This is a genomic window from Shewanella sp. Isolate8 (assembly GCF_022398495.1).
Taxonomy (GTDB): domain Bacteria; phylum Pseudomonadota; class Gammaproteobacteria; order Enterobacterales; family Shewanellaceae; genus Shewanella; species Shewanella aquimarina.
Genome location: NZ_JAKEVI010000001.1, coordinates 455,660 through 479,171 on the forward strand (window position 1 = coordinate 455,660; position 23,512 = coordinate 479,171).

The window sequence follows — 23,512 nt, forward strand, 5'->3', positions numbered from 1 at the left end:
GCTCTCTAAGCGCCCAGGCACAGGCGCTATCTGAGACGTAAAACTGATCTAGATCAGCAGATGGTTAACTAAGATCTTCTGCTGATTTTTTTGATAGGTAGATCACGTAAAGCCGTAAAATGTGAGGCTTGTCCTGTCTACCCGGGTTTTACTTGTTGTAGGAGCGCTCGCCTGAGATGACCTGAAACAAGCTTTGTGACACTCCTATCAAAAAAGTGAGTTAACGTGATCTTGATTGCTTTATCTGTGGGGCGATATTTATCTCAATGAATTTATTGGATATTTTGGCTCCTCGTTAATGTCACTATTAGACTGTGACTCTTATCTTATTGTTTTGTATCTGTTTTTGTTATGACGCATCACCCACTCGGGCAGGCATTGTAGTGTCCTTAAGACTTCTCTAGAATCCGCCGCGATTTTGACCGCGCCATGGTGGCGCATTTACTGCGAGCGATAACGAGGGGAATTAAATGTCGACAAAATTGGCCAATCCTGCGCCTCTGGGTCTGATGGGGTTTGGTATGACGACTGTGCTGTTGAACATACACAATGCGGGTTTTTTTGACATCGATGCCATGATCTTGGCGATGGGGATCTTCTACGGCGGTCTGGGCCAGGTGCTGGTGGGCATGATGTGCTTTAAACGGGGAGACACCTTCGGCACCACGGCATTTACCTCATATGGCCTGTTCTGGTTGACCTTAGTGGGACTCATTATGCTGCCTAAGCTTGGACTTGCCGCCGCCAGTCCGAGTCATTTCATGGGCTGGTATCTAAGCCTTTGGGGTGTGTTTACCGCCTTCATGTTTGTCGGTTCTTTGCGTTATCCACGCGCCAAGCAAGTGGTATTTGGCTCCTTGACCCTGCTGTTTTTCCTGCTGGCGGCCCGCGACTTTACCGGTAGCGAGTCGATTGGATTGATCGCCGGATTCGAAGGGATATTCTGCGGCGCCAGCGCCATCTACTTTGCTATGGCCCAGGTGCTTAATCAGGAATATGGCCGGGTGATCCTGCCTATCGGTGAGGCTAAAGCTTAGCCATATTCGATGGCGGTCTTGACCGCCTGTAGGATCTCGGTGCGATTGGAGGGCTTAAGAATGTATCCCTTCAGTCCCACCTGAGCCCAGCGCTTGATCAGCTCACGGTTGTTGTTGCTGGTCAGCGCCACCACGGGAATGTCCTTACCGTCGTTATGGACCTTGAGTTGCTTGGTGGTGTTGATGCCATCTAGGTGAGGCATATAGAGATCCATGAGGATCAACGCGTAATCGTTCCCCTCGATCATCTTGAGGGCGGTCAGGCCGTCGCAGGCCTGCTCTGTGTCATATTCATCCTGCTCCAGCACCTTGACGATCATCTCGCGGTATATCTGATTGTCTTCCACCACTAAGATCTTCTTCTTGGGCGGCTTGGCGTCATGCTCATCAAACAGGGAGGAAACCAGGGCCTGACTGGGGAGCCTGCTTTTCTGTTTAGCCTGTACCTTCTGCTTGATATCTTTGATCTCGCTGTGGCGACTGGTGAGCTGCGCCAGGATGAGATCCAGACCATCTTTGATCTCCACCTCAAGCTGGGTCAGTAGGGGCTCGATATGCTGCTTCGCCAGCGATTTGACCAGTGCCTTGTCGTGACCCATGCCCTCGTCGCCATGGGGGAGTTGCTCGGTCGACTGCTCCATGGAGGCCTTGCAGGAGTCGACTGAATCCAGTAGTTGACGCTTACACTGACTGCTGAGTTCGATCAGCGAGGCGAGGTTAGTGTCTATCCGCTCTAGCTGGTCGTCATCCAGACCGGCGTAATGGTCATCCCCCTGACTCTGTCTCAGTCCGTTGTGGACTATCATCTTCAGGCGAAACTTCTCATACAGGGGGAGATAGACGAAGTAGTTGTCGAACACCCCCTTGATGCAGCTGCGAAAGGCCAAACCAGATTCCTTGTTCTTACACAGCACAATGGCGTAATGCCTGTGGACGATCTGCTGGTTCTTCAGGAGTTTGGTATAGAGCTCTATGCTGAGTTTCACCGTGCTCATGGCAAAGAGGATCACCGAGGGTTTATGCTCTTTTATCTGCTCGCCCACCAGCCTGGTGACAGGCACAGTGCGGTATTCGTCGACCTGTTCGGCAATGATGTTAGCCGCGCCTGAGATATCCTCCTCCTTTTCATAGAGCATGATCACTTCGGGGTGACGGCTGGCGACGCTAGGTTTTCGGGTCATGAGTTGATCACCTCTATCAGGGATTGCAGGGCGTTCTTGAGCTGGATGATGAGCTGCTTGCACTGAGCCATATCTTGCTCGATGGCGGCGAACTCCAGTTGTTGTAGTTTGTCGGTAACCTCTTCGGCACCAATCGCCTTGGCAGAGGTCTTGAGAAAGTGCGCCCCCTGCTTGAGCCCCTTGAATTCGCGGTTGTTGTAGTGGGTAGCGAGTTCGCGAAGGCTGGAGCGGGCCTGGTTGACGAAGTCCTGTTTGAACTGGGCGATGAGGGTAGGATCATTGCCGATGAGATCGCGCATGATCTTAGGGTTGAGGATCTGGGGACTATTCTTCATGGCGATACCATTTTTGTATGACCTTCTTCAGGTCTCTCAGCTGTACGGGCTTACTGACAAAGTCGTTCATGCCCGATCGATAGCAGTCGTCGAGTTCGGTTGCCATGGCGGCGCCTGTTATGGCGACAATGGGCACCGACTTACGTTGGGTGCTGGTTTCTATCTGGCGGATCTGTTTGGACATGTCATAACCGTCTAGATTGGGCATATGGCAGTCGGTGAGGATCAGTTTGTAATTCGCCGATTGCCACAGGTGTACACCGGCGAGGCCATCTTCGGCGAGGTTGCAACGATAGCCAAGCATGTCGAGTTGTTTAAGAATAAGCTTCTGATTTAACGGGTTATCCTCAACGACCAGTATGTCGGCATCCCCCTTGAGTCGAGGTTCTGGCTCCTGAGTTAAGGAGTCAAAGAGCTCTAACTCCATCTCCTCGAGATCGATGGCGAGGTCGGTGTCGAGACGTTTCTGCACCGCCTTGAGCAGTAATGCCTTGGATAACAGATAGATATCCAGGGTGTCTATCTGGGGAATGGCCTGTTTTAGCGCTTTGCGTTGGTGTTGGGGCAGGGCTACAAGCCAGTTACTATGCCCCTTGGGGCTCGCCGCCTGATTGACCAGAAAACTCAGCTCGTCTGCCTCGCCTGTGGCGAGGATAATCACCAGCTGCAGGCTTTGGGTGTCGAAACCCAGGTGCTCGGCCTGGTAGCATTTGACCCTGCCACCCTTGTCGGTCAAACACTGTTTAATCCAGTCCATCTTACTCTGGGGCTGGCCCAGGTTCACTATCCCTATGGTGTGTTGGGAAAGCGTCTGATTCTGCTCATGGCGATGGGCGCGCCAGAAGGGAAGCTCGACACAGAATTGGGCGCCCTGACCCAGTTCGCTTTCGAGATTGACGCTACCGCCCATCAGGTTGGTGAGTTTGCCGCAGATAGCCAGCCCGAGTCCCGTGCCGCCATAGTTACGCGTGGTAGAGCGCTGCGCCTGTACGAAGGGGGTAAAGAGACGTTTCTGGGTCGCCTTGTCTATGCCTATGCCGTTGTCTGTCACAGTGAAACGCACCCGGGTCACGATATCATTCTGCTCGCTCACGGCGATGTTTAGCGAGACACAGCCCGTCTGTTCCTCTGTGGTGTGAGTGAACTTCATCGCGTTGCTGAGCAGGTTACTGAGGATCTGTCGCACCTTGACGATATCTCCTTCGACCCATTCGGGCAGATCCAGGGCTTCCTCTACGGCGAACCTCAACCCCTGGCGGCTGGCTACCGGCGAGAAACTCTTGATCAGATCGGCGATGACTCCGGTGAGGTGGAAGTCTTGCTGCTCAAGTTGCATCTTGCCCGACTCTATCTTGTTGATATCTAGTATGTCGTTAAGGATATAGATGAGGTTATTGGCCGAGGTCGAGGCGGTTTCGATAAGATCTCTTTCTTCGCTCGACTTATCTGCCAGCGACAGCAGCTCCAGCGCACCGATCACCGCATTCATCGGCGTGCGAAGCTCGTGGCTGATCATCGAGAGAAACTCACTCTTGGCCTGGCTGGCGATTTCGGCTCGCTCCTTGGCAAGCTGCAGTTCTGTGGTGCGCTGCTTGACCCGGCTCTCCAACGATTTGTAGCTTTCCTGCAGCGCCAGACGGGCCTGATAAATGGGGGTCTGATCGATGCAGATGCCGTCGATGCGGCTATTTTGATTGTTCTGTCCCTGGCTCACCTTGCCTTTAGCGAGTATGTAGATGGTCTCCTGGTTGGGCAGAATGGCGCGATACTCCTGATGAAAGGGGGTGCCGTTGGCCAGAGAGTCCTCGACGGCCGTCATTACTGTGGGTAAGTCTTCTGGATGGATCCGCTCGGCCCACTTCTCTAATACGCCAATATCTTCAAAGTTGAGGCAAAACATCTCGTTGGCTCTTTGATCCCACTGCCAGATCCATCGTCCCCGTTCATCTATTTGTGCCCGCCAGTTACCTATGTTACCGGCCTCGAGCGCCAGCTTCTTCGACTCGTTAGCCTCGTTAAGGGCATCGAGCATGGCGTTGGATTCTGTCTGATCTTTGATGAGGCCGAGCAGCTTAAAGTGGCCATTGTCCAGGAAGATATGCTCGGCGAATAGCTCATAGACCCTCTCCACATCTTTTGAGTCGATACGAAAACGAAATTGAGTCTTATGTTTGCCCGAGGGCGAAGGGGCGAGAAAGCTATCGAACTTATGGCGGTCTTTCACCCTGACCATCTGCTGTAGCACCTGCCAGTCTAGGGGACTGTGATGGCTCAGCTGCAGCAGCTCCTTCATCCTGTTGGAGAAACGCGTCTGGCCTGTGGCTGAGTCATAATGCCAGATGCCGATATTTGCCGAGCAGAGAAAATCCTCGAAACGCTTGAGGTAGGCCTGCTGAATATTGGGATCATCTCTCTGCGCGACAAACAGCAGCTGGTAGTGACTGTCGTCTAGACGGTGGGGGAGCAGTTGGTACCAAGGAGTCTGAGACTGGCGGTGGAGACGTACGTCGAGGGATCGTTCCTCTGTTAATGCATGGGTGATGGCATCAATGAGTGAGGTGCTTGAATCGATTTGATTAAGGGTCAATAGCTGATCGAGTGGGTGCTCGATGATGGCCGCATCATTAAGCTTAAACAAGGCGCAAAGGGCGTCGTTGGCCTCGATGATCAGTCCTTGCTCATCGCAGATAAGCTGCGCAAATGGTGAGTGGTCAATGCTTTTCCCTGTAGGCGCCATGGCATCCACATCCTTGTTATTGCTTAAGAATAAGTCTAGACCTATGTGAGCAATTTTGGGGAATGGATTTGTGAATCTTTTTTGCGGGAACGCTTTGGAAGGAGCGTCCCTCGGCTGCAGAGAGCGAGGGACGCTAAAATACTAGCGGGTTAGCCCTTTGGCATTGGGCTCAGTACGATTTCGACACGGCGGTTTTGTGCGCGGCCTTGTTGCGTCGAGTTGTCGGCAATCGGACGAGATTCGCCCATGCCTATAGAGCTGATGCGCTGGTTCTCGATTTCACGAGACATCAGGTAGTTGGCCACTTCAGCGGCACGTACCTGAGACAGGCGCAGGTTGTATGACTCGCTGCCCGAACTGTCGGTGAAGCCCATGATATTCAGCATGGTTTCGTCATATTCCTTGGCCACCAGGGCGACGCTGTCCAGCACGTTCTTGGCGCGGCTGCTTAGCACCGACTGATCGACGCCGAAGGTCACTTCATTTGGCATGTTCAAGATGATGTTGTCGCCGTTGCGGGTGACGCTCACGCCTGTCGATTGTAGCTGTTTACGCAGCTCGGCTTCCTGCACATCCATGTAGTAGCCGATACCACCACCGACCGCGGCGCCTGAGGCTGCACCGATAAGGGCACCTTTACCCCGGTCGCTCTTGCTCGAAGAGGCTACACCGATCGCCGCACCGGCAATGGCACCTATGATGGCGCCGTTAGTCGCCTTGGCGTTTTGGGTCTCGTTGGTATACGGGTTGGTTGTTTGACAAGCCGAAATAAAAAGTGTCGAGCCGGCTAAGAATGCCGCGACGAGTTTCTGATTACTGATCATCGTTACTCCATATTTGGTTTGCCCTGGGGCGGAGACCGTCCTTAGGGCTTGTTGTTATGTGCGCTATTGTCGCATTTTGCTTGCATAATAACAAAGCGAGGCGTTTTTATCGGAATCTATACAAATTTTAATATAACTGCGTCAAATTTAGCCCTGCTAGGCTCCTTTGTTGCGCACAAACTCGCGGCTGGCTTCATCGAGAAAGCGTTTCGAGAGATAGTGTTTTTGGCCGCTAGACAGTAGCAGAAAACCTGTGGTGGTCTCCTGAATGGTGTCGATATCGTCCCACAGCAGGAGTTGTTTAACATAGAGAGATTCTGTTTTGACTCCTTGCTCGTCCAGGGTGAGGCAGGCTTCGTTACCGGCGGCCTTACTCATCATCTGGCGGGCGAGGTACCAGGGACGCTTAAACTTGATACTCAAGGCCTCCAGCACGCCGAGGGCGATGATAAACCAGGAGGCGTAGGCGTTGACCCCCGTTAATAGCAGCGCCAGGCCGACGAGCAGGAAACCCAGTGTCTTAGCATATGCGGTGCGGGGGGCATCTTGGGTCACAGAGGCATCGAAGCACTCGCCATAATAGGCTTTGTCCAGAATAAAGTGTGTGCTGTAGTGAAACGAAGAGTCAGATGAAGCTGTCATGGTCATTGAGATAGCTGAATTTTGGACACAGTGTAATCCCTTATGGATGAAGTGCAATCTTGCCGTTAGCTTGTCTTAGATCTTTGGCAAAATTTAGACTAAGTTTAGCTTTCGGATAGACGGCAACCGGCCGCGATAAGAGAGCTTTATAATGTCATTTGTGCCTAAAGGATATGTGAAGTGTAAGAAGACCCCTGTGTATAGCGAGCAGGATATGCCAGCCATCTACCGTGAGCGGCATTTTACCCGTCACGGCGTGTATGAGCAGATCCATGTGATCCAGGGGGAGCTGATGTTTTTCGGCTACCTAGACAAACAGGGAGAGGTCAATCGCGAGGTGCGCCTGTTGGCTAACGAAACGGCGATTTCCCATCCCGGTTACTGGCACAGTATCAAGCCCCTTACCCCTGATACCCGTTTCGAAATTCATTTCTTCATCAAACCCGATGGGCCGGTCGATCAGGCTTAAGCATGTATTTTGAGGACTCTTATCAACTGTTTCTAACAGCAGCTCTTTTCGAGCTGCGATAGCGATAAATTGGCGCTTCACAAGCGAGAAGTGAATAAAAGTTAACCTGACTTTCCCTAGGTTAAGTAATAGAGTCCAACGATATTTCTCGCTAAGGAAAGCCGATGAAAACCTCCCCAAACAATTTCTTGAAACATCAGGCCTTGAAACCTCAGGCCCCGACACCTCAGGCCTTGAAACATCAGGCATCGATGGCAACGACAGATAAGGCATCGATGGCAGCGCCAGATAAGGCTGCCGCAACCGAGCCTAATATAGCTACTGCGCCACAGACCGGCTCCTCTTTCATGCAAGACTATTTTGAGATGGATACCGGATTTGCCCTGCTGCAGTCCATGATGCGCTCCAAGACGCTCACTATCATGGTGATCATCTTTCTGCTCGCAGGGGCCGGGTTTGCGCTGTTTCTTCTCAAGATGGCGGCGCAATACTAGGAGGCATTATGTTAGCTGCGAGTCTTACCGAGCTCTTTATCTGGTTTGTCTGGGAGATATGCCTCTCATTTGTTCTCTATACTACCGGGGCCGTGGTGATCGCGCTGCTGACCCTTGGCCGGGTACAGAAGCCCTTGTATTGGCCGGCGCTGTTCCATCGGGAGAAACGCCTAGCGAAAAACGATTTTTATGCCGTCTACCTGGCAGGCTTTTTCTTCTATCTTCTGCTGTTCACCCTAGTCGTTTACTGGGGATAGGCCTTTCGCTGCAAAATATTGCGGCCTATCATACCCAGTTGACTTAAAGTTCGAGGCTGTGATCAGGCGTCGTAGCGATTGCGTTGCGCTGGCAGGTCAGTTAAATATTGCACAAACTCCACCTCATAGCCGTCGGGATCGATAAAATAGACGTTGCGACGGAAGGGATCGTCCTGTCCCACCTTGTCGACCTCGAAACCCGCTCGACTCAGCCTGGCTATCACGCCTTCGAGATCTTGGGTGGTGAAGGCGAAGTGCGCTAGGCCGACCCGATGGCCCTTGAGATCGCGGTTTTCCCCTTCACCGTCATCGTTGAAGGCCAGATACTGATAGTCGTCACCGAAGTGAACCCAGTTGCGTGGCTTGCCATACCAGCTGCCCTTACCGCCGCCACGCACCGACCAGTGAGGGAAGGCGGCGCGGTAGAAGTTGAGACTGGCGTCTAAGTCTGTGACCACGAGATTGATATGTTCTAGCTGGATCATGATTAAATTCCTTCTCTGTTAGCTTGGTGGTATTCCATTAAATTTGTGCTGCTTTAGCGCTCTGGATTTAGCGCTCTGGATTTAGCGCGCTGGCTTTAGCGCTCGCGGCCTGCTACATGCCGTACTGATACTCTTGCTGTTTGGGGTAGGCTTGTTCCCTGTGACGCCGGCGTATGGCGCCTAGGGCGTCGGCGTATTGACCGAGCATATGCAGGCTGTAATCGATACGCTCTCTCAGTCCCTGTTCTCTGGCATCGATTTCACCGTCGCCTAACACCTGCTCGACATTACGAATGATCAGATGATCAGGGATAGGTACCAGCTTGTTGTTCTTCAGGGCATTCATCTTTAACTCGGCGATAGGGTAGGCGCCGCTGATCCCGCTGGTGACCGCGACCAGTAGGGCGGGCTTGTGGGCCGTAGCCTGGTTGTCGCAAAGCAGTAGGAAGTTTTTCAGCATTGGCGAGGCCATGCCGCCCCATTCAGGGGTGATCAGCACCAATGCATCGGCCTGCTTTACCAGAGGGTCGAGCTTGTGCCAGTCGCTCGCCTGGAGTGCGGCCCCATTTCTGTCGCCGTCCCAGAAGGGCAGATCGTAGCGACACAATTCGACATGCTGTATCTCACTGAATTGACTGGCATGTTCGCTAAGATATCCGGCGACTCTGGCGCTCTGAGAACCTGGACGTTGGCTGGCACTGACGATAAGAAGTTTCATTATGTAAACCTTTTTATTTATTTAATGTTTTATACACTAGTTGCTTTATTTAATTTTGTAAAGACTAAAGTAAATAAAAAAGTTTACTTAATCTCTGAATAGGTAATAATGGGCGCATGTGAGTTCAGAGGAGACGGCGGGTGAGTAAGAAGACCAGCGAAAAGATCATCGACTATATCAAGACCCAGGGGCCTAGTACCGCCAAGGTATTGGCCGAGCAATTTGCGCTGACCACCATGGGGGTCAGACAGCATCTGCAGGCCCTGGAGGATGAGGGGATCTTGAGTATCGAAGATAGAAAGGCCAGTCGCGGTCGCCCTACCCGATACTGGGGACTTACCGAGAAGAGCTATAAGCTGTTCCCCGATCGTCACGATGAACTCACCAGTCAGCTGATCGACTCGGTGCGGGTGATCTTTGGCGACCAAGGGCTGGATCAGTTGATCGAGCACAGAGAGCAGGCGAGTCGGCGCCTGTACCAAGAGGCGCTGTCGCGAGCCGCCGGCCTGGCGGACAAGCTCGCGGCGCTGGCAAGGCTCAGAACACAGGAGGGCTATGTCGCCTCCGTCGAGGCGCAAGATGGTGTCTATTGGCTGCTGGAAAATCACTGCCCCATCTGCGCGGCTGCGACTCGTTGCGCCAATTTTTGCCGCTCCGAGTTACAACTCTTCCAGGAGCTGTTTACCGGACTGGCTAAGGTTAGCCGAGAGGAGCATATCATAGAGGGGGCCAGACGCTGCGCCTATAAGCTGGTGCCTCTCTCTGAAGTAGAAAAGGCCGAGCAAGCTATGGCGGATGACAATGTCCGCTAAGCGAGCCAGGTTGGACAGGTTTATCAGTCAGCAGTGTCAGATCCCGCGCAAACAGGTGAGGCTGATTTTGGCCAAGGGCAGGGTGAGCGTCGACGGTCAGGTGGTGCGAGACGCCGACTGTCAGATAGATCAGTTCTCCCATGTGATGCTTGACGGTCAGTCGCTCAGGCAGGAGGAGGCCATCTATCTGATGCTGCACAAGCCTGTGGGGGTGGTGAGCGCGACCAAGGATAGCGAGCACAAGACGGTGATGGATCTCTTGCCTGACTATCAGGACAAGGGGCTGCATATCGTAGGGCGGCTGGATCTCAACACCTCGGGATTGCTGTTACTGACGAATGACAGTCGCTGGTCGAAACGCATCATGTCACCCGAGCATAAGGTGGCCAAGCAGTACCTGGTTACCCTGAAGGCACCACTCACCCAGGCTTATGTGAAAGCCTTCGCCGAGGGATTCTATTTTGCCTATGAGAACATCACCACTCAGCCGGCACAGCTGGAGATCCTCGACGCTCATCTGGCACGCGTTACCTTGCATGAGGGACGTTACCATCAAATTAAGCGGATGTTTGGCCGTTTTCGTAATCAGGTGATGGCACTGCACAGGCTCTCAGTGGGTGAGCTGACTCTGGATGAGACCCTGCCCGTTGGCCAATATCGCCCGCTAACGCCATCCGAGGTGGCGGGCATTTCCGGTTAGAAGGCTTATGCCGGCATGTTTCCTTGCTTTCCCCCGTCTAGCACTAATTTCTGACTTCGACAAGCCAAGTATCATTGTGTGACTAATGGCTATATCGTTTTCTATATTTCTTGTGTTATAAATATTAGATTACTCACATAAACAATAGTATCGATGAGCAATCAAACACTTAAGAAAATCAGCGAACTCGATGTGTTTTGTTTGATGGTGTTTAAAGTCATTTTTCAAACTGGACATGCCAACATAGCGGCAAAGCAGCTTAACGTATCTGCACCTAAAATTAGCCGTTGTTTGAATATGTTACGTGCCACCTTCGACGATGAGCTCTTCTATCGTCGCCAACTCGGGCTCAAGCCCACCCCTATGGCGGAGTTTCTCTACGAGCCCGTGTGTCAGTTCTGTGAAGCCGTCTTAAAAATAGAACAGTCTATCAGCGAAAAGAGTAGTGAGTTGGCCAGCGATCGCCTGAGAATCGCTGTCACCTCGAGTATCATGGCCAGCCTCTCCCTGGCTTTTGCCCGTAGCGACGCCAAGACCGCCTTTAGTCAACTTCAGTTTGTGATCTGGGGGGATGACTCAGCCGATCAGATCCATAACGGTGAGCTGGATATGGGGGTGACTTTCGATGCCTGCAACGAGCATTCATTATCGGTCGAGACCTTAGGCTGTCTGAGTAGTGTCTGTCTGGCGGCTAATGAGGAGCATGCCATCTGGACTCAGAGTGAGCCTTTGACCCTAGAGACTATCTGTCGTCACCCCTTTCTCTGCCTGGATGGTAAGGGGTTTAACGACAAGATCGACCCACTAGAGGTGTTCGCTCGCCAAAACGGTGCCGACATAGATTGTATAGAGAGAGTCAGTTCGCGAGATGAATGGTATAGCCATCTGTTGACCATGAACTCGGTGGCTTTCCTGCCTTGTTCCGAGGCCGAGATCTGCGGTGCCTTGCCCGGGATCCGTGTGGTACGCCTGTCTGACGAGGAGGTGGCTCGGCTTCATGGTGAAAGCATGTCGCCCCAATACCTGCTGCTGGAGAATCCTGCCGAGTATCGCCGTTACTCGATGGAGCAGAGAGAATTAATTATCCAGCTTATCAAACAGCTACTGGTTAAATGTTAATTCCACAAATTGAAATTTACACTTTCAGATTTTGAAATTTCTGTTAATGAATCTTTAAATTGCAGTCACAACTTGGACTCAATTATCTAACATTTTGTCGTTACTCCCTTATATTTGAGGTACTGCAATAGCAGAAAATACCTACAAAGGGATATGGCGATGAAAAAAAATAAAATTACCTTATTAGCCATGGCACTCTTTTGTGCCATTGGTGTGAGTGCGTGTGGTGATGGTGATGATGGTAAAGATGGCGCGCCAGGTGAACCTGGCGTTCCTGGTACTCCTGGTACACCTGGTGCACCCGCGGGATCGACTGTTGATGCTGTAGCCACAGCCGCAGACTTCAAACTGACTCTACAACCTGCCGATATCGTAGTAGTAGGAGCTGATGACTTCTCTATTAAGTTCACCGCGACAGGTAAAAATAGTAAAGGAGATGATGTTCCGTTCACTGGCCTGGACAAGGTTGCCCTCTATGTTACCAACCAGGTCGCTAACGCTACTGACAGTGGCGCACCTATGCTCTGGTCAAACAATGCGATCGCAAACGAGTTTGGCTCTAGCATGTACTGTACACCTACCGGTAAGGCAACTGCCCGTGGCGGCGCCGAAGTTAATGCCTGTACTCTGGTGGAAGATCCTGAAAATCCAGGTACATACATAGGTACTTGGGAGCATGACGGTAATGCCCCTGTAGTGGCCGCGGCTGGTGATCCTAACAGCATGTTCCGCGTCATGGTGCGTACCTACAACGTGACCGATGCCAACGGTGAATCGATTTCCGATAAATTACTCTCTACTCCGCTCGATTTCATTCCTGCAACGGGTGAGATGGCCGTATCGGCCAAAGATTCGGTATCAAGCGCCGCATGTATTCAGTGTCACAGCGAGTTGATGGGCTATGGTGATGACGATAAGCGTATTGCTAATATCGGTGCTCACCACAACTATCAGAAAGTGGAAAACTGTATCGCGTGTCATAACCCTGCTTATGCCGCCGATCAAAATGATCCTGAAAAAGGCTTTAACCCTAACTTCAACGCTATGATCCATACCATTCACGCGGGTGGTCATCTTGCAGAGTGGGGTGTGCTGAAAGGTGAAGCATTAGAAGAGTTTGCTGGCGTTCACTTCCCAGCTGAGCTCAACGAGTGTAAGACCTGTCACGACAATGGCAATCAGTGGAAAGAGAACGTTTATCGTGAGGCCTGTGTAGGTTGTCACGTAACGGTTAATTTCGAAACTGGTGAAGGTCACTCTGACTTCCAGTTGCCACAGGCTGACGATTCACAATGTATGAACTGTCACATAGGTAACCTGAGCCCAGAAATAGTGCATAAGGTAGGTAACAGAGCGATTGAACAGGAACAGCTTGTATTTGAATTCCAAGGTGTGACTGTGACTGACAATGGCGATGGTACTAGCGCATTGACAGTGAAGACTAAGGTCACTATCAACGGTGCAGCACCTGTCGATGGTACTATGTTAGATCCATATATTACTATGGCTGGCAAGTTGTTAATTGGTAATGTTGATAGTAAAGGAGCTCCGATTACTGGATTAGGTATGTCGGTTAAAGGTGTGGCAATTACAGGCGGTATCCTGACCACGACTAAGAGCTTCGACTCTGCACGTCTGACAGGTTCTATCTACGTAACCGCTGATATGTTGGTTTGTGCGGCTAGTGGTGAGGTTATTAAGTGTGCTGACGAAGATCGACCTTCGAAAGTGGCCGTAAGCTCACCTATTAAGTACTTCAACCTGGATGACCCTGCGGTTGCACCAATGCAAGCCCGCATGAGCGACCCTGCTCGTGTCACTGTGAGCGAAGCTAAGTGTAACAGCTGTCACGGTAGCCTGACTTATCCTAAGGAAGGACACCATGGTGTGGCCGAGTTTACTCAGTGTATGGATTGTCACAACGATAAAAATCCTGGTACTTACTACCCACAAGCCAAGTATCAAACTGGTGAAGTTGACGAAAGCGGTGCTCCAATCACTGCGCCAATAGAAGGTGTAACCTTCGCGCACAAAGATCTGATGACTGCGGCTCACCGTTTCCACTCTGGTACTTACGGTGGTGGTATCTATCTAGATAAGAACCTGGAAACTGTAGGTTACCCAGCGCTAGCGACTGACTGTGAAGCTTGTCACAAAGATGGTGCGACCTTCTTCGCAGCCGATGGTGGTTTGACTTCTGGTAAGCGTTCAGTTCAAGTTTCTGCAACTGAGTTCATCTCACCTGTAGCCGAAACTTGCCGCTCATGTCACATCAGCGCCTCTGCACTCGCTCACTTCGAGAGCAATGGTGCGACCGTGAACGGTAATCCTGATACAACTGCAGACCTACCTGTCGAGTCTTGTGCAACCTGTCACGCCGAAGGCAAGACATACGGTGTTGATAAAGTTCACGCCGGTGGTGGTCACTAGACGCCAACAATAATAACTCTCGCTAAGTGGGCATACCCCTGCTAAATGCCCACTGAGAAAGCAGTAATTTTGGGGAACCTGACCAGGTTCCCCTTTTTTATGGGCGGAGTTTGCCCAGACTCCCGCAGTTCATTGTCCGTTTTCAGTATCTTGGTCTAAGTTAAATAGATTCAATCTGCAAATATTGGGACCATAAGTTGGCGGTTAAAGACACCTCATCCAGCCTGTTTCTCATTGCGATAAAAGAGTCTTTTATTGCCCTCCTGCCCTTTATCTTCGTTAACTCCTTGCTGGCGCTGATTGTTGCCCTGGTCGATGTGTGGCAACCCAGTTGGCACGGCAGTGAGGCCTATGGCTGGCTGAGTCAGTTTAGCCGCCTGTTGTTCAGCTTCTTTCCCCTGTTGGCGCTGCTCTCGCTATCATTTCATTTTGCCAAGTATCTCCATGTGTCGGCGGTCGTGGTGGCGTCCCTCTCCATCGGCAGTCAAATTGCCCTGCATATTCATGGGAGTGAGGCTATCGATCTCAGCCATGGCTTCGATTTTCTGTTTGGCGATGCCAGGGCCATCATCACGCCGATCCTGGTTGCCTACCTGCTGCAACGCCTGATGGCGATTAAGGCGCTTAATCTGCTGCAGAGTAGCAGCCTGAGCAGCTACCTCAAACTGCACCTTAACCTGCTTATTCCATTGATCTTATGCTTCTTTCTGGTCACCACTGGCATCTATTGGGTTGGCGAACTCCTAGGGCTAGTGCTGAGCCCGCTGATCGACTCCTTAGCCGCGAGCAGTCCCCTGTTTCAGCTATTTGTCAGGGTGTTGGCCACCCATCTGCTTTGGTGTTTCGGTGTCCATGGTGATATCGCCTATATGCTGGTGCTTGGCGTCGATAATGGACTGCAGCCGGTGGTACTCAACCTGACGTTGTCGCAGTTTACCGATCTCTTTGTGTTGCTCGGTGGCAGCGGGGCTACACACTCGCTATTGATCGCCCTGTTTATCGCCTCGAAAGATAAGAATGCCGTCAATGTGGCCAAGCTCGCCTTGCCCTTCGCCCTGTTTAATATCAATGAGATCCTCATCTACGGCCTGCCGATCATCTTTAATCCCAGGCTGATACTGCCCTTCGTGTTGGTGCCCCTGCTAAATACCATGATAGGCACCTTGTTGGTCGTCAGCGGCTGGGTCAGTTTCAGTGGCAATGACTTTCCCTGGATCACCCCCATCTTTCTCAACGGCTACGTGGCCGGTGGTAGCCTGGCACTGCCCCTGGTGCAACTCTTGCTGGTCTGCCTTGGGGTATTTGTCTATCTCCCCTTTGTTAGACGCTACAGCCTGTTGGTGGGCAATAAGGGCTTCGAGCGGGATCTGATAAAACGGGTGCAGCTGCAGCAGGATATCGACAAGATCAGCGAGCGAAACTATGCCCGCCAGCAGTCTGAGGATCTGGCGGCCAACCTCAACCTGGAGAAGACCATCAAGGAGGTGCTCAATGGCGAGTTACTACTTCACTATCAACCTAAGGTGCGCCTAAGTGACCGACAGGTGGTGGGTTTTGAGGCGCTGCTGAGGTTGAGAAATGAGCGTGGTCAGCTGGAAGGCCCCTATTTCATTCCTGCCTTCGATCAGGCGGGTTACTTCAATCTCATCGATACCTTCGTGATTAAACGTGTACGAGACGATATGCAGGCCTGGGCTCGACAAGGTTTCCGGCCCAGGGTCAGCATTAACCTCAATCCCAACAGCGTCCTGAGCCAGGATATTCAGTCTATGTTGATCGAACATTTGGGGGATATCGCCGACAGAGTCGATATCGAGGTGCTCGAGTCTATGTTTGTGGCAGACCTTAACGCCGTCGAGGCGAGCATGGCTCACCTTCGCCAGTTTGGTTTCTCCTTCGTGCTCGATGATTTCGGCACCGGGTTTTCCAGTATTAGCCTGCTGAGTAAGATCACCATAGAGGGGGTCAAGCTAGACAGATCTATCCTGGAGAACATCAAGCATCGTAAGGGGCAGGTGCTTTATCGCCATACCTGCATGCTGTGTCGCAGCCTAGGTTTTAATCTGGTGGCCGAAGGGGTAGAAACCCCTGAGGAGGAGGCCTTCGTTGCCTCGGCAGGTGTTTCGACGGTACAGGGCTGGCTATATGCCAAGGCATTGCCTGCCGATGAGGCCAGACAGTATGCCCTGTTACAAGGGCGCGCTAGCCAAGAGGCTGGCGAGGCGGAAATGAAAAGGGAGCCATAGGCTCCCTCTGTCACGATTAGGCGCGTGCCCGTTGCAGGGTCAGCAACCACTTGCCGTAGATGAAGATCCCCACGGCAGAGATGGTGCCTATGGCCGCGATGATATACCAGGCCATGCCTATGTTGTGGCTGTTATAGAGCAGGGTGGTTAGCGACTGCGCCGACTCGCCGGTGAAGCTTACCAGGGTAGTAAAGGCTTCCCCTTGGGGAATGGCGGCGATATCGCTGGCGCTCATACCGCGCTCAAGCAATAGCTCGCGCGAGAAGATCTCTTTCGAGGCAAACATCTCATATAGCTTAGGACCAAAGTAGCCTTCCAGTCCCCAGCCTATCCCTTGAGGCAGCATCACGAAGCCCAGGTACATGGCCTTCTTGCCCTTAGGGGCGATGTTACCCATAAACTCATTCTTCTTGGGGCTGATCATCATCTCGCCGAAGGAGAACATGGCAATCGCCAACACTATCATCCAGGCGGCGTTGGTGGCGCCGATGAGGACGAAGGCGATGATACTCAGCAGACAGCCAGCCAGCATGGCGGTGGTGATGCGGTATTTGGCGGTCAGCGCCGCCACCAGGAAGCAGCTGGTCATGATCATGCCGGCGTTGAGGTTTAGCATCCCCTCTGGCATCACCTTAGTGCCCGAATTATCCAGGCCGAGCCAGAACTGCAATATGCCGTTGGAGGTGCCTTCCGGGCCGAACAGGCTGGTGACGATCACGCTGGTATCGACCCACTCGGCGATATGGATCGGCAAGACATCGAACAATGAGTTAAACAGGAACCAGAAGCCGGCGAACACCAGCATGTAGTAGATCACCACAGGCTTCTTCAGCTCATGCAGGGCATCTTTCCACAGGGCTTCCTGGGTGAGCTCGCCGCTCTTGATCTTACGGTTACGTTCGATACGTTCCTCCTTGCCCGGCTCCTTGTAGGCCAGCAGGAAGAGGAAGTTGAGCGAGATGATGGCGGCGCAGGCGTAGAAGACGTTGTCCCAGGAGAGCTGACGCATATGCACGGCGACCAGTGGACCGAGGAAGCCACCTATGTTGACCACCTGATAGAAGATCCCCCAGGCCATAGAGGTATTTTGACGGCCGGTGGAGAGCACCAGCGTACCCTGGATCCCAGGTTTGAAGATACCCGTGCCGCCCGCCAGCAGGATGGCGCCGAAGAGGAAACCCCAGAAGTTGGGGAAGAAGGCCATTATCAGGTAACCGGAGATCTTGATGATCGTCGAGGCGAAGATGGTCTCCTTGTAGCCGACACGGTCTGAGATGCCGCCGGTAAATACAGGGATAAAGGTCTGCATCAAGGCCCAGACGGAGATGATAATGCCATAGTCGTGCAGGCTGATCCCCAGGCCGCCCTGTGATACAGGCGCCTTGGCGTAGAGGCCGGCACTGGCTTTCACGCCGTAGTAGGCGATACGTTCGACCAGCTCCATGCCGCCGACGATCCAGAAAATATAACTTAGGCTAGCAATGGAGGCCCACATTCCCAGCTGCTTAACTTCACGCAGATCATTTTCTGCGTAAGCATCATTGGCGTCGCTCATACCCTTCCTTAATTTTATCTTTTTGTTGTGCTGCTTATTGGCAACATCTCGTCTTGGTTAGTGACAAGCGCTCGCTATAGGGGTGATAGCTCGTCATTTGACAGCACACTTTACCTAAAAATGACCCTAAAGACCAAAACCATTCACATTGGGTGGCACTGGTGTGATCAGCAGGTAAAAAAAAGCGAGCACTCCGGCCCGCCAAAAAGGGTGTGACAACAATGTTTTTTTCAGGGTTATAGTGGCCAGGCCTGCTCGCCGTCGACGGCAACCGATTGCAGATCTAAACCAAAACAGTAATCCCCAGGGGCATAGACATAAATCGCCTTAGGCACGGCGGGGTAGGCGAAACTGGCGACCTGTGCCTTGGCGGCATCTGAGGTTGCCAGTCCCCACATCTGGTAGAAGTCGCGATAGTCGAGCCCTGTGGAGAAGCTCATGGCGATCATCAGAAAATCGTTGTTGCTCATCGCCTTGGCCGAGGCTAAATCGAAGCGGCCAAAGCCCAGTTGGTCGCGCTTGGCCAGCCAGCTGGCCTCGTCGGCCTGGGCGCGCTCGAATTCGCGCAGTAAGATGTGCAGCCTGGCCAGAAGATGCCAGCCGTTTTGCAGCGCCCCCTGTTTCTGGGCGGCCACCATGGTCTGTAACATGGTGGCCATGCCGCTCGACCAGCTGGTCAGGTTGGCGGCCTGCACATAGGCAAAGGGATCGGCCTGGCGCTGGCTGGCCTGTAATACCTCAAATTCATCCTGAATCGACAGGCCCTGACACTGAGGAAGCTTGCCCGTCTCTATGTAGGCGCGCGACTTAGTGTAATAGGAGTAAGGATTGGTGGAGGCGTGTCCCTCGTGGCCGTCGAATCTCAGGCGTCCCCGCTCCAGGCCATGGCCCAGTTCATGGATGTCGCCGTGGCCTGTGGGGCTAAATGACCAGGAGGCATCGTAAGGGTTGCCCGAGCAGCCCGACCCACAGGTGGGTTGGTCGGCGTTCATATGTTTGACCATGTCGAGTTGATCCAGCTGCCAGCCCTTACTGGCGGCAAAGTTGGTGATCTCATCGACGCTGTCGATCCCCGGCCCCTTAAAGCCTGCCAGCAGGTGCGGGTAGTTGTGTACATACTGGCTAATGGCCTGGCTCATCTTCTGCGGCGTGTCCCATCTGGGCTCGTGGCTCATGGTCTCTCGCATCTTGGTGAGCCTGGAGTGCACCTCAAAGTGTTCGGTCGCCAGCTCTGCCCAGTCATAATCTCCCTTGGCGAGTGCCTGGGTAAAGCTTTGGTCATCCTTGTCGCTGCGCCAGAAGGGGTGCAGGCCAACCTTACTAAAGGCGAACTCCACCGGCTGATCGTTGGCGCTAAATCTTATCTGCACCGGGCCACCATAGGGGGAGGTGAGGCTGAGGGTCTCCCCTGGTTTAATGGATATGGCCGGCGACTGCAGGTACTTGGGGCGGTTATAGCCCTGGCTGGCATACTCGTGAGTCGAGCCAGAGCGCTGGGTATTGATAAACACCTTGGTCTCCACCGCGCTGTTGTCGGTGCGTTTCACGCTAAAGGTCTGTCCCGGCAGGGCGTAGACGCCCGCGGCGCGAAACGGCGCCTTGCTGCTGAGTGATACCGTCTTGTCTACCGGGGTGACATGGGAAAAATCGGTGCGGCTGAAATTGCCGAGATCGACAGGCACAGGGTTGATGGACCGGGTGTTGTACACGCTGCTGTCGGCGAAGAGCGCCTTGAGGTAGCTCATCGGCGCCGTGCTGCTGACATCCATGGGATATTGGATCTCGCTGCGATAGCTATCGCCAAGCAGAATCAGATACTTATATAGCTGATACTCGGCGCTGTCGAAGATGGCCGTCTTCTCTGTGTCCAGGCGGTTAATGCTGCTGCGAATATGCGCCAGGGCGCTGCGGTATTCCTCGCTAAAGACGGGATCACAGGTATCGCTACACTTGGCCAGATTAAAGCTTGGGCTTTCGCTTTGCAGCAGTTCCAGCCAGAGCGCCTCCTGGCTCAGCGCCGGGTTAGCCGCCTGCATGGCGAGATAGTCGCTCCAATCCGCCTTATCCGGGCTGAAGTAATTGCCCGGACCGCCTGGGCCCTGCATGGCAAATCCCATGGTCCCCAGCACGGTTTGAGTGAGCGGCACGCTGTTCCAGCTATGGCTGTGAAGATAGAGCAGTGGGGTCTTGGTTTGCTTAAGCGTCGCTAACCTTTCCGCGACCTCGGCGTCATCGAAGGCCTCGATGGAGCCGGCGATCACCAGCTCGGCCTCATCCAGGCAGCTCGCCAATTCGCTGGCGACATCACAGCGACTCACCTGCCAGTTGGGGTAGTGGCTGGTGAGCCAGTCGGTGACCCGACTCTTGCTCCAGTCGCTGATAAGGAAGAGGCGGACCTGCTTGGTCGCCGCCAGGTTTTCTTGTGCTTCACCCGTCAGCCAGGCTAGCAGGCGCATCATGCTAGGCTCGAAGGCCAGGTTATTGCCGCTCTGCATGCTGGCGATGATGTCGGTGCCGAAGGCGGCATTGCGCTGGCCCTGCAGGTCACTCGCCGCGGCAAACAGGCGGCCCTGGTTGCCTCGCACCAGCTCGAAACTCTGGTTGAGTGGAAAACCCTTACTGGCCAGGGGCATCTGGATCATCTGTGAGTGTTGACCCGAGTCGTAGCTGACTCTGTCTGCCTGATAGATGGTGTTTAAGAAGCTCTTCTGCGCGCTGCGATAGTCTTGGATTAGCGTGAGGCCACGGGCGATCACCTTAGGCTCCAGGTCCTTAATCAGGCTGGCATCGCCGCTCAGGCTGGCGGCGCTGATCTTATCCTTCAGCTTGAGGGTGAGGCTGTCTTCGCTGCTCAGGCCGGCGCCGTCGGTGACCTTGAGGGAGAGGACGACCTCTTCATCCTGCAGCAGTTCACTGGCATCCAGGGTGAGGGTATCACTGCTTAGGCCGCTGAGTTTGATGCTTGGCCCACTGGTCTGTTGCCACTGGTAGCTGGCATCACCCGGATTAAACAGGGTAACGCTTGCCTTGAGGGAGAGGGTTTCATGATTCCAGGTTTGCTGATCCGGACCGAGTTCGACACTCGGGGCCTGGGCCAAGGGGGGCGTTACGGTGCCGCCGTTACCCGTATCCGTATTGCTATCCTCTGAACCGCCGCAGGCCGTGAGCCCTAGGGCGATACAGGCGGGGAGTATCCATGGTTTCATTGTTAACACCTCATTTCCATTTTGCGACATTCTGATAGCAATCGTCGCCGAATGCAAATGAAAATAAAAAATTATTCAATAAAAACAATGATTAAGACGGTATTTTGACACCTGCAACTTTTTGACGGTGAGATGACCAAGCGATTTAACGCCTGGAATCGACCGACAAGTAACATCTCGAACCGTGGCAGTTCGCTAATGCCGATATCCAGCTATTTCTGAGTTCTTGGGCGAGGCGTTAATGTGAAGATCGGTTAAAAAGATTGGCTAATTGTGATCTACTACTAATTGGGTAATCATATCTGCTGGCACTCTGATGTATTAAGGGTTATTAGTTTAAGTATTATCAGCTTAACTGATTTTGCCTGAGCCCAAATTGGTTCAGGTTTTTTTATCTGGGTACTTTAATCCAGGCGCTTTAATCCAGGTGCTTTGATGCCTGTCGACCCGGATCTAGTGAATTGGCCATAAAAGGAAGCGAATATGTCTGAACAAAACCGCCAGGAGATACAGGCGATGACGGGAGCGTCCGAGCTGGAGGCGGGCTTGATGGAGCGGATCAAGTCGGTAAGATTTCAACTAAGACTCAACGTGTTTCTGATCATCTTTGCCTTTATCTTCCTCGGCTACAAGGGGATCACTGGCATGCTGGATGCGGGAGATGCCATAGGTGAACTCTACGGACAGGGGATGCAGCATAGCATCAGGGCCGGTAAGGTGCTCAACGAGCTCGAAAAAGCCAGAAGCGGCCTCTTGCTCGGGTTTCAGCATGACCCCGCCAACGCCTTCGCCGATATGCACAATCATCCCTTGAGTTTCCACATCGATGCCAGTCGCGCCTCAATAAAGGCGCTGCATGAGATCATCGACAATCAGATCCTGGCATCAGACCTTGCCGATGATGAGCGTGCTCAGGTCGACCGTCTAGTGTCGCTGCTGGATAAGGTGACAGAGCAAGGCTTTAACCCTGCCATTGATGCCTTGAGTCAGGGGGAATACAAGCGCTCTAACCAGCTCTTGCTGGAGAAGATCAACCCGCTGTTTAAGGATATTACCAGCCAGGCCCAGGCCTTCCTGGATATGCAGATAGGTGAGGCCAAGGAGAGCTATGAGGCCTCCCAGGAAACCGTCTCTCTCTATATCTGGCTGGTGGCCATCTTCTCCGGCGTCGCCATGCTTGGCATCAGTGTCAGTTCAGTGTTTATCATTCGCCGGGTAAGCCTGTCTGTGGTGCAGCTCGAAGAGACGGCGGTGGATATTGCCGCGGGCGATCTCACCAAACGCATTCGTCTCGGCGGCCATGACGAGTTTGCCCATATCGCCGAGCACGTGAATCGTATCGCAAGCGATTTCCAGCAGGCGGTGACCAACACCCATGCGTCTACCTCACGCCTGGCCAGCGCGGCCGAAGAGAATGCTGTGGTGTCGACCCAGACCCAGCGTAACGTGCTGGATCAACAGCAGCAGACCCAGCTGATTGCCACCGCCATTCATGAGTTTACCGCGACGGTGCGCGAGGTCGCCCAGAGCGCCGCGGCCGCGGCCAGTGCCTCAGAGGATGCCAACGGTGCCGCTCACGGTGCTCAGGATGTAGTGGATGAGAGTATCACCGTTATCCAAGCGTTGGCGCAGGAGCTAAGCCGTGCCAGTGATGCGATGACCCTGCTGGCGCAGCACTCAAATGAGATAGGCACTGTGGTGGATGTCATCCAGGGGATCTCGGAGCAGACTAACCTGCTGGCGCTCAACGCGGCCATCGAGGCGGCTCGGGCGGGCGAACAGGGCAGAGGCTTTGCGGTGGTGGCCGATGAGGTGCGCTCCTTGGCCAAACGTACCCAGGACTCCACCGAGGAGATCCAGAAGACGATTCAACGCCTGCAACAGGGGGCGCGAGACTCGATGCAGATGATGCAGAGCGGCACAGATCAGGTACAACTGAGCGTGGATAAATCCTTGATGGTGCGCGATGCCCTGCAGCAGATCTTAAACAGCATCGAGGAGATCAACGCGCTTAACGCGCAGATCGCCACCGCCTCTGAGGAGCAGAGCTCGGTGACCGAGGAGATCAACATCAATATCACCAACATCAGCGAGATCTCTGATCAGACCGCCGAGGGCGCCAGACAGAGCAGCGATGCCACCGAAGATCTCGCCAGGCTGGCGGAGTCCATGGAGGCGGATATCGCCCACTATAAGGTGTAGTATCAGCCTAATAAAATGAGGCAATAAAAAAGGCAGTCGATTGACTGCCTTTTTCGTTCGCTC

Annotated in this window: 19 protein-coding genes; 10 read left to right on the forward strand and 9 right to left on the reverse strand. The window is 53.2% G+C overall.

Features of this window, described 5'->3' with window-relative positions; genetic code table 11:
• Positions 1-470 precede the first annotated feature (470 nt).
• Positions 471-1,037 carry a GPR1/FUN34/YaaH family transporter gene (locus tag L1D43_RS01970; RefSeq protein ID WP_041510231.1) on the forward strand — a complete coding sequence of 189 codons (567 nt, stop codon included), beginning with the start codon at positions 471-473 and terminating at the stop codon, positions 1,035-1,037.
• On the opposite strand, the gene L1D43_RS01975 is transcribed toward L1D43_RS01970, so the two are convergent.
• The 5 genes from L1D43_RS01975 to L1D43_RS01995 form a co-directional block, all read right to left on the reverse strand.
• Positions 1,034-2,218: a response regulator gene (locus L1D43_RS01975; protein WP_239849748.1), complete on the reverse strand. Its 1,185-nt coding sequence runs from the start codon at positions 2,216-2,218 to the stop codon at positions 1,034-1,036. The genes L1D43_RS01970 and L1D43_RS01975 overlap by 4 nt on opposite strands.
• A complete protein-coding gene (locus tag L1D43_RS01980) occupies positions 2,215-2,553 on the reverse strand; it encodes an Hpt domain-containing protein (RefSeq protein WP_041510233.1) in 339 nt (112 codons plus the stop codon). The genes L1D43_RS01975 and L1D43_RS01980 overlap by 4 nt, the downstream gene beginning before the upstream one ends.
• Positions 2,543-5,290 (reverse strand): ATP-binding protein, encoded by a 2,748-nt coding sequence (locus tag L1D43_RS01985; protein ID WP_239849749.1) that lies wholly within the window; start codon positions 5,288-5,290, stop codon positions 2,543-2,545. The genes L1D43_RS01980 and L1D43_RS01985 overlap by 11 nt, the downstream gene beginning before the upstream one ends.
• Before the next feature lie 149 nt (positions 5,291-5,439).
• Complete coding sequence (locus tag L1D43_RS01990) at positions 5,440-6,114, reverse strand: OmpA family protein (RefSeq protein WP_239849750.1); 675 nt, start codon at positions 6,112-6,114, stop codon at positions 5,440-5,442.
• Positions 6,115-6,270: 156 nt separating this feature from the next.
• Positions 6,271-6,756 carry a YcxB family protein gene (locus L1D43_RS01995; protein ID WP_239849751.1) on the reverse strand — a complete coding sequence of 162 codons (486 nt, stop codon included), beginning with the start codon at positions 6,754-6,756 and terminating at the stop codon, positions 6,271-6,273.
• 151 nt (positions 6,757-6,907) lie between these two features.
• On the opposite strand from L1D43_RS01995, the gene L1D43_RS02000 reads away from it, so the two are divergent.
• The 3 genes from L1D43_RS02000 (at position 6,908) to L1D43_RS02010 (ending at position 7,976) form a co-directional block, all read left to right on the forward strand.
• The gene (locus tag L1D43_RS02000) at positions 6,908-7,225 is read left to right on the forward strand and encodes a DUF1971 domain-containing protein (RefSeq protein ID WP_041510236.1); all 318 of its coding nucleotides are present in this window, start codon (positions 6,908-6,910) and stop codon (positions 7,223-7,225) included.
• Positions 7,226-7,389: 164 nt separating this feature from the next.
• Entirely contained in the window at positions 7,390-7,719 is a 330-nt protein-coding gene (locus tag L1D43_RS02005) for a hypothetical protein (RefSeq protein WP_239849752.1), read from the forward strand.
• An 8-nt stretch (positions 7,720-7,727) separates the two neighbouring features.
• Positions 7,728-7,976 (forward strand): hypothetical protein, encoded by a 249-nt coding sequence (locus L1D43_RS02010; protein ID WP_239849753.1) that lies wholly within the window; start codon positions 7,728-7,730, stop codon positions 7,974-7,976.
• Positions 7,977-8,038: 62 nt separating this feature from the next.
• Here L1D43_RS02010 and L1D43_RS02015 read toward each other — a convergent pair whose 3' ends face one another.
• Positions 8,039-8,461: a VOC family protein gene (locus tag L1D43_RS02015; RefSeq protein WP_239849754.1), complete on the reverse strand. Its 423-nt coding sequence runs from the start codon at positions 8,459-8,461 to the stop codon at positions 8,039-8,041.
• Between the two features lie 112 nt (positions 8,462-8,573).
• Entirely contained in the window at positions 8,574-9,179 is a 606-nt protein-coding gene (locus L1D43_RS02020; RefSeq protein ID WP_239849755.1) for an NAD(P)H-dependent oxidoreductase, read from the reverse strand.
• Positions 9,180-9,319: 140 nt separating this feature from the next.
• Between L1D43_RS02020 and L1D43_RS02025 the strand changes: the two genes are divergently transcribed.
• The 5 genes from L1D43_RS02025 (at position 9,320) to L1D43_RS02045 (ending at position 16,486) form a co-directional block, all read left to right on the forward strand.
• Positions 9,320-9,991, forward strand: coding sequence for a metalloregulator ArsR/SmtB family transcription factor (locus L1D43_RS02025; protein WP_239849756.1), 672 nt, complete (start codon positions 9,320-9,322; stop codon positions 9,989-9,991).
• Positions 9,981-10,691 carry a pseudouridine synthase gene (locus L1D43_RS02030; protein ID WP_239849757.1) on the forward strand — a complete coding sequence of 237 codons (711 nt, stop codon included), beginning with the start codon at positions 9,981-9,983 and terminating at the stop codon, positions 10,689-10,691. Before L1D43_RS02025 ends, L1D43_RS02030 begins: the two co-directional genes overlap by 11 nt.
• A gap of 204 nt (positions 10,692-10,895) precedes the next feature.
• Positions 10,896-11,810 (forward strand): LysR family transcriptional regulator, encoded by a 915-nt coding sequence (locus tag L1D43_RS02035; RefSeq protein WP_239851012.1) that lies wholly within the window; start codon positions 10,896-10,898, stop codon positions 11,808-11,810.
• 189 nt (positions 11,811-11,999) lie between these two features.
• On the forward strand, positions 12,000-14,240 hold the full coding sequence (locus tag L1D43_RS02040) for an OmcA/MtrC family decaheme c-type cytochrome (RefSeq protein WP_239849758.1): 2,241 nt from the start codon (positions 12,000-12,002) through the stop codon (positions 14,238-14,240).
• A gap of 197 nt (positions 14,241-14,437) precedes the next feature.
• The gene (locus L1D43_RS02045) at positions 14,438-16,486 is read left to right on the forward strand and encodes an EAL domain-containing protein (RefSeq protein ID WP_239849759.1); all 2,049 of its coding nucleotides are present in this window, start codon (positions 14,438-14,440) and stop codon (positions 16,484-16,486) included.
• Between the two features lie 16 nt (positions 16,487-16,502).
• Here L1D43_RS02045 and L1D43_RS02050 read toward each other — a convergent pair whose 3' ends face one another.
• On the reverse strand, positions 16,503-18,041 hold the full coding sequence (locus L1D43_RS02050) for an MFS transporter (protein WP_041510244.1): 1,539 nt from the start codon (positions 18,039-18,041) through the stop codon (positions 16,503-16,505).
• Between the two features lie 236 nt (positions 18,042-18,277).
• Entirely contained in the window at positions 18,278-21,247 is a 2,970-nt protein-coding gene (locus L1D43_RS02055; RefSeq protein WP_239849760.1) for an ImpA family metalloprotease, read from the reverse strand.
• 483 nt (positions 21,248-21,730) lie between these two features.
• On the opposite strand from L1D43_RS02055, the gene L1D43_RS02060 reads away from it, so the two are divergent.
• A complete protein-coding gene (locus L1D43_RS02060) occupies positions 21,731-23,449 on the forward strand; it encodes a methyl-accepting chemotaxis protein (RefSeq protein WP_239849761.1) in 1,719 nt (572 codons plus the stop codon).
• The last annotated feature ends 63 nt before the right edge of the window (positions 23,450-23,512 follow it).

What these genes read in the sequence shown, in the direction of transcription:
- L1D43_RS02020 (WP_239849755.1), bottom strand. Translation starts at nt 9,179, where the DNA reads ATGAAACTTCTTATCGTCAGTGCCAGCCAACGTCCAGGTTCTCAGAGC.
- L1D43_RS02035 (WP_239851012.1), top strand. Translation starts at nt 10,896, where the DNA reads ATGGTGTTTAAAGTCATTTTTCAAACTGGACATGCCAACATAGCGGCA.
- L1D43_RS02010 (WP_239849753.1), top strand. Translation starts at nt 7,728, where the DNA reads ATGTTAGCTGCGAGTCTTACCGAGCTCTTTATCTGGTTTGTCTGGGAG.
- L1D43_RS01975 (WP_239849748.1), bottom strand. Translation starts at nt 2,218, where the DNA reads ATGACCCGAAAACCTAGCGTCGCCAGCCGTCACCCCGAAGTGATCATG.
- L1D43_RS01970 (WP_041510231.1), top strand. Translation starts at nt 471, where the DNA reads ATGTCGACAAAATTGGCCAATCCTGCGCCTCTGGGTCTGATGGGGTTT.
- L1D43_RS02060 (WP_239849761.1), top strand. Translation starts at nt 21,731, where the DNA reads ATGTCTGAACAAAACCGCCAGGAGATACAGGCGATGACGGGAGCGTCC.
- L1D43_RS02015 (WP_239849754.1), bottom strand. Translation starts at nt 8,461, where the DNA reads ATGATCCAGCTAGAACATATCAATCTCGTGGTCACAGACTTAGACGCC.
- L1D43_RS02000 (WP_041510236.1), top strand. Translation starts at nt 6,908, where the DNA reads ATGTCATTTGTGCCTAAAGGATATGTGAAGTGTAAGAAGACCCCTGTG.
- L1D43_RS01980 (WP_041510233.1), bottom strand. Translation starts at nt 2,553, where the DNA reads ATGAAGAATAGTCCCCAGATCCTCAACCCTAAGATCATGCGCGATCTC.
- L1D43_RS01990 (WP_239849750.1), bottom strand. Translation starts at nt 6,114, where the DNA reads ATGATCAGTAATCAGAAACTCGTCGCGGCATTCTTAGCCGGCTCGACA.
- L1D43_RS02055 (WP_239849760.1), bottom strand. Translation starts at nt 21,247, where the DNA reads ATGAAACCATGGATACTCCCCGCCTGTATCGCCCTAGGGCTCACGGCC.
- L1D43_RS01985 (WP_239849749.1), bottom strand. Translation starts at nt 5,290, where the DNA reads ATGGCGCCTACAGGGAAAAGCATTGACCACTCACCATTTGCGCAGCTT.
- L1D43_RS01995 (WP_239849751.1), bottom strand. Translation starts at nt 6,756, where the DNA reads ATGACAGCTTCATCTGACTCTTCGTTTCACTACAGCACACACTTTATT.
- L1D43_RS02050 (WP_041510244.1), bottom strand. Translation starts at nt 18,041, where the DNA reads ATGAGCGACGCCAATGATGCTTACGCAGAAAATGATCTGCGTGAAGTT.
- L1D43_RS02005 (WP_239849752.1), top strand. Translation starts at nt 7,390, where the DNA reads ATGAAAACCTCCCCAAACAATTTCTTGAAACATCAGGCCTTGAAACCT.
- L1D43_RS02040 (WP_239849758.1), top strand. Translation starts at nt 12,000, where the DNA reads ATGGCACTCTTTTGTGCCATTGGTGTGAGTGCGTGTGGTGATGGTGAT.
- L1D43_RS02030 (WP_239849757.1), top strand. Translation starts at nt 9,981, where the DNA reads ATGTCCGCTAAGCGAGCCAGGTTGGACAGGTTTATCAGTCAGCAGTGT.